Origin of the sequence: Kitasatospora sp. NPDC048722, from assembly GCF_040650235.1 — a bacterium.
Classification (GTDB): domain Bacteria; phylum Actinomycetota; class Actinomycetes; order Streptomycetales; family Streptomycetaceae; genus Kitasatospora.
On the sequence record NZ_JBEZGX010000136.1, the window covers coordinates 1 to 4,449 of the forward strand.

Here is a 4,449-nt window from a genome sequence, read left to right on the forward strand (position 1 = left end):
GTGCACCGCTCGCGAGCGGTGCACCGTCGGCGCGGGCGTGACCCGGCGTCAGCGCAGGCCGGCGAACAGGTCGTCCTCGGGCAGCGGCGCGTTCGTGGTGTCCCGCACGCGCACGAAGGTCTCCAGGCCCATCAGGTCGGTGAAGCGCTCCCTGCCCATGCGCAGGAAGAAGATGTTCTCGCCCTGGCTCGCGTGGGCCAGCAGCGCGTCGAACTTCCGGCCGCCGAACTCGGTGGTGTCCACCCAGGTGGTGACGGCCTCGTCGGGCAGGCCGATCTCCGGCATCTGCTCGGCCTCGCTGCCCGCCTCGGACCGCTCCGGCTGCGGCTCGTCCTCGGCGAACTCCCGCATGGCCTCGCCGAAGCGGCGCATCGTCGAGTGCGGCACGGTGGTCCAGTACACCTTGGGCGTCAGCCCGCTGTGCTCCAGCGCGGCCATGGTGATGCGGTGGGCCTGGATGTGGTCGGGGTGGCCGTAGAAGCCGTTCTCGTCGTAGGTGACGACGACGTCGGGCCGGTAGTGCAGCATCAGGTCGGCCAGGCGGGCGGCGCCTTCGGCGACGGGGGTGCCCCAGAACGAGCCGGGGGCGTCGTTGGACGCCCAGCCCATCATCCCGGAGTCGGCGTAGTCGAGCATCTCCAGGTGGCCCACCCCGAGGACCTGGCAGCTGGCCTCCAGCTCCTTGCGGCGCAGCGCGGCGACGGCGGCCGGGTCGTGCCCCGGCTCGCCCGGCTTGACGCCGCCGGGGCCGTCGCCGCAGCCGCCGTCGGTGCAGGTGACGAGTACGGTGCGGATGCCCTCGGCGGCGTAGCGGGCGAGGACGCCGCCCGTTCCGGTCGCCTCGTCGTCCGGGTGGGCGTGCACTGCCATCAGCGTCAGCGGCCGGTCAGCCATGGGTCCGTCCTCAGTCGGTCGATTGTTCAGGTCACAGTCTGCGTCAGGGCGGTGCCGCCGGTCACATCACTTCTGCCCGTCGCCGCGCAGTCCGTCCAGGAACAGGGCGACGTGGGCAGGGGCGTCAGAGGAGCGCAGGGCAGCGTTCGGACATCGCTTCACCACCGGGCCCGAAGCCCGGTGCGGCTAGCGCTGGTGGCACTGCGTAACGTTCAATCGGAACACGACGGAGCGTTTCGATTTGCCAGGGGAGTGGATCGATCATGGGTGAGATCGTGGTGTCGCACGGGTACGGCGCGAGCGACGACAGCGTGTGGTTCCCGTACCTGACGGAGCAGTTGGCGGCGGTCGGGCACCGCGTCACCGTGCCCCGCCTGCCGGAGAGCGACGCCCCGCGGCGCGAGCCGTGGCGCAAGGTCTACGGCGAGGCGGTGCAGGCGGCGGGGCCGGCCGGGGCGACCGTGCTGGTGGGGCACAGCATCGGCGCGGTCAACGTGCTGCGCTTCCTGGAGCAGTACGACCCCGAGGTTCAGGGGGTGTTCGCGGGCGTGGTGCTGGTCGCGGGCTCCGCGCACGAGGTCGGCTACGACGAGCTGGCCGAGTTCTTCGAGGGTGGTTTCGACTGGGCGCGCATCCGCCGCACGGCCCGGGGATTCCGGGTCCTGCAGGCGATGGACGACCCGGTCAACCAGCCCGACCCGTCCGAGCACGTGCGCCTGTTCGTCGAGGGCCTGGGTGCGACCGGCGTCCTGACGGCGACCGGCGGGCACTTCGGGGCCACCCCGGACGACCACGTCGAGGTGCCGGAGGCCGTGCGGCTGGTCACCGAGCTGCTCACGGCCTGAGCGCCGGGGCCCGCTCGCCCGGTTGCGGGCGAGCGGGCCCGTGCGTCACGCGCGGTGGTACTGCACCGGCGAGTGGACCTGCCCGCCGAGCGCGGCGGCGGCGTGGCGCGCCCAGGAGGGGTTGCGCAGCAGCTCGCGTCCGATCAGGACGGCGTCGGCCCGGCCGGCGGCGAGGATGTCCCGGGCCTGGGCGGGCTCGGTGATCAGGCCGACGGCCGCCACCGGCATGCCGGCCCCGTTGCGGATCGCCTCGGCGAAGGGCACCTGGAAGCCGGGCGCCGCGTCGATCTTCGCGTCGGGGACGAGGCCGCCGGTGGAGACGTCCATCAGGTCCACGCCGCGGGCCTGGAGCTCCTTGGCCAGGCGCACGCTCTCCTCCAGCGTCCAGCCCTCGCGCCCGTCCTCGGGGTTCTCGGCGATCCAGTCGGTGGCCGAGACGCGGAACAGCAGCGGCAGTTCCTCGGGCCACACGGCGCGCACGGCGTCGACGACCTCCAGGGCGAAGCGGGTCCGGCCCTCGAACGAGCCGCCGTACTCGTCGGTGCGGCGGTTGCTCGCGGGGGAGAGGAACTGGTGGATCAGGTAGCCGTGGGCGCCGTGGAGTTCGACGGCCTGGAAGCCTGCCTCCAGCGCGCGCCGGGCGGCGTCCGCGAACTGCCGCACGATCTGGCCGATCTGATCGCGCGTCAGCTCATCCGGCGTGGTGTGCTCGGGGGAGAAGGCGACGGCGCTGGGGCCCACCGGGGTCCAGCCGTGCGTCTCGTGCGGGGCGAGCGCGCGCCCGCGGTCGACCCAGGGGCGCTCGGTGGAGGCCTTGCGCCCGGCGTGGCCGAGCTGGATGGCGGCGACGCTGCCCTGCTCCTTCAGGAAGGCGGTGATCCGCCGGAACGCCTCGGTCTGGGCGTCGTTCCACAGCCCGAGGTCGTAGGGGCTGATGCGGCCCTCGGGGGAGACGGCGGTGGCCTCCACGATGATCAGTCCGGTGCCGCCGGCCGCCCGCGCCGCGAGGTGGGTGAAGTGCCAGTCCGTCGCCACCCCGGCCGCCCCGCCGTCGGGCGCGGCGCTGTACTGGCACATCGGCGGCATCCAGACGCGGTTGGGGACGGTCAGTTCCCGCAGCGTGTAGGGGGTGAAGAGGGTCGTGCTCATGGCGGCTCCCCGGCGGCATTGATTGCAGGTGCACTATCTGCTGGAACAATAGTTGCGGACGCTTGCCATTGCAAGGGCGGGCTTTCCCTCCGCGGCCTTCTCGCGAGCCCCCGCCCGTCGGCGCCGAGACGTTCGGGGGCGACGGAGCCACTGGCGGCCCCGGCGCCGCCCGCCGCGAGCAGCACGGGCCAGCTCGCGAGGCGGGCGGCGGACGGCGGGCAGCGGACGGCAGCGGGGCTCCCCGCTCCCCGCTGACGATCCGTCACATCCCGCTTTCCGGTGGCCGACCCGCGGTCGCGCGGCTAGGGTGGGCGACGATCCGTCGGGCTCCTGGCGGGCCGAGCAGGGGGCGGGATGCGGATGGCGGCCACTGTCGGCGTGAGGTCACGGTCGCACCGCTTCGGCGGCATGCCCGCCGCGCCGCCCACCACCCCGGGCCGGCTGCGCCGGACCCTGGTCGCGCTGGTCCTGTGCACGGCGGCGCTGTGGGGGACGCTGCAAGCGGCGCTCTCCGGCGCGCACACGACGGTGTCCGCCGCCGAAGCCCACGCCGTTCCGGCCCTCGTCGACATCGCGCAGCTGTCGTACCTGCTCGCCGACGCGGACCGGGTCGCGGCCGGGAGCTTCGCCTCGGGGACGGTGCGCCTGGGCGGACCGGGGCAGCGCTACCAGGACGACCTGAAATCGGCCCACCAGGCGCTGGCCCGGGCCGCCGAGCACGATGCGACCGGGCCGGCCGGGAGCGGGCGACTGCAGGCGGTCGAGGGACTGCTCGTCGAGTACACCGGCCTGATCGAGCAGGCGCACGCCACCGAGGGCCAAGGGGCCCTCGGCACTGCCTACTTGAGCTACGCCTCGAACCTGATGCACAAACCCGGTGACGGAGTCCTCGCCCAGGTCCAGCAACTGCGGGCCGCCGAGCAGGAGGAACTGGTCCGGCAGCGGCAGAGCGGATGGCTCGCCCCGGCCGTGCTGCTCGGCGTGCTCGCCCCCGCGGTGCTCGCCCTGGTGCTGCTGGTCGGCACGCAGCGCTTCCTGAGCCGCCACTTCAACCGGCGGCTCAACCCGTGCCTGCTCGCCGCGTCCGTCCTGCTGCTCGCGCTGGCCGGCTGGACGGTGGCGGCGACCCTGCACACCGACCGGGCCTTCGGCACCGCCACCGACGAGGTGCTGCCCCGGCTGACCGCCGCCTGGCAGGCCCGCGCGCTCGCCGCCGACGCGGCGGGCGGCGACGCGCTGGCCGTGGTCCAGGCCGTCCCCGGGCAGGACCTTGCCGGCGACTTCGCCACCTACACGGGCCTGCTGGCGGACCGTCAGGTCACGGCGGGAGTGATCGCGGCGGCCGGGAGCCGGCCGCCCGTGTTCCAGGGCATCCTCGCCGACCTGCTCGAAGCCGACCTCCGCCCCGACTCCTCCCCAGCGAAACGGGACGCCGCCTTGCACACCCTCCAGGACTTCCAGCAGTTCACCGCGGCCGATGCCGAGCTGCGCCGGCAGGCCGCCACGCGCGGCCCCGCCACGGCGGCCGCGGCCGACCCCGCCGTGGTGGCCACGGCCGTCG

Annotated in this window: 4 protein-coding genes; 2 read left to right on the forward strand and 2 right to left on the reverse strand. The window is 74.3% G+C overall.

Annotation, left to right across the window (positions count from 1 at the left end; all coding sequences use genetic code 11):
• Positions 1-48 precede the first annotated feature (48 nt).
• Positions 49-894, reverse strand: coding sequence for a PIG-L family deacetylase (locus AB0C76_RS41005; RefSeq protein ID WP_359975791.1), 846 nt, complete (start codon positions 892-894; stop codon positions 49-51).
• 263 nt (positions 895-1,157) lie between these two features.
• Here AB0C76_RS41005 and AB0C76_RS41010 point away from each other — a divergent pair, with 263 nt between their 5' ends.
• A complete protein-coding gene (locus tag AB0C76_RS41010; protein ID WP_359975794.1) occupies positions 1,158-1,739 on the forward strand; it encodes an alpha/beta fold hydrolase in 582 nt (193 codons plus the stop codon).
• 45 nt (positions 1,740-1,784) lie between these two features.
• Here the strand turns inward: AB0C76_RS41010 and AB0C76_RS41015 are convergent, their stop codons facing one another.
• Positions 1,785-2,888 carry an NADH:flavin oxidoreductase/NADH oxidase gene (locus AB0C76_RS41015; RefSeq protein WP_359975796.1) on the reverse strand — a complete coding sequence of 368 codons (1,104 nt, stop codon included), beginning with the start codon at positions 2,886-2,888 and terminating at the stop codon, positions 1,785-1,787.
• Positions 2,889-3,266: 378 nt separating this feature from the next.
• Here AB0C76_RS41015 and AB0C76_RS41020 point away from each other — a divergent pair.
• Positions 3,267-4,449: hypothetical protein (locus AB0C76_RS41020; protein WP_359975799.1), on the forward strand; the 1,183-nt coding region annotated here is incomplete at its 3' end.

Excerpts from the sequence above, each read along its gene's own strand:
- AB0C76_RS41005 (WP_359975791.1), bottom strand. The coding sequence starts at position 894 with ATGGCTGACCGGCCGCTGACGCTGATGGCAGTGCACGCCCACCCGGAC.
- AB0C76_RS41010 (WP_359975794.1), top strand. The coding sequence starts at position 1,158 with ATGGGTGAGATCGTGGTGTCGCACGGGTACGGCGCGAGCGACGACAGC.
- AB0C76_RS41015 (WP_359975796.1), bottom strand. The coding sequence starts at position 2,888 with ATGAGCACGACCCTCTTCACCCCCTACACGCTGCGGGAACTGACCGTC.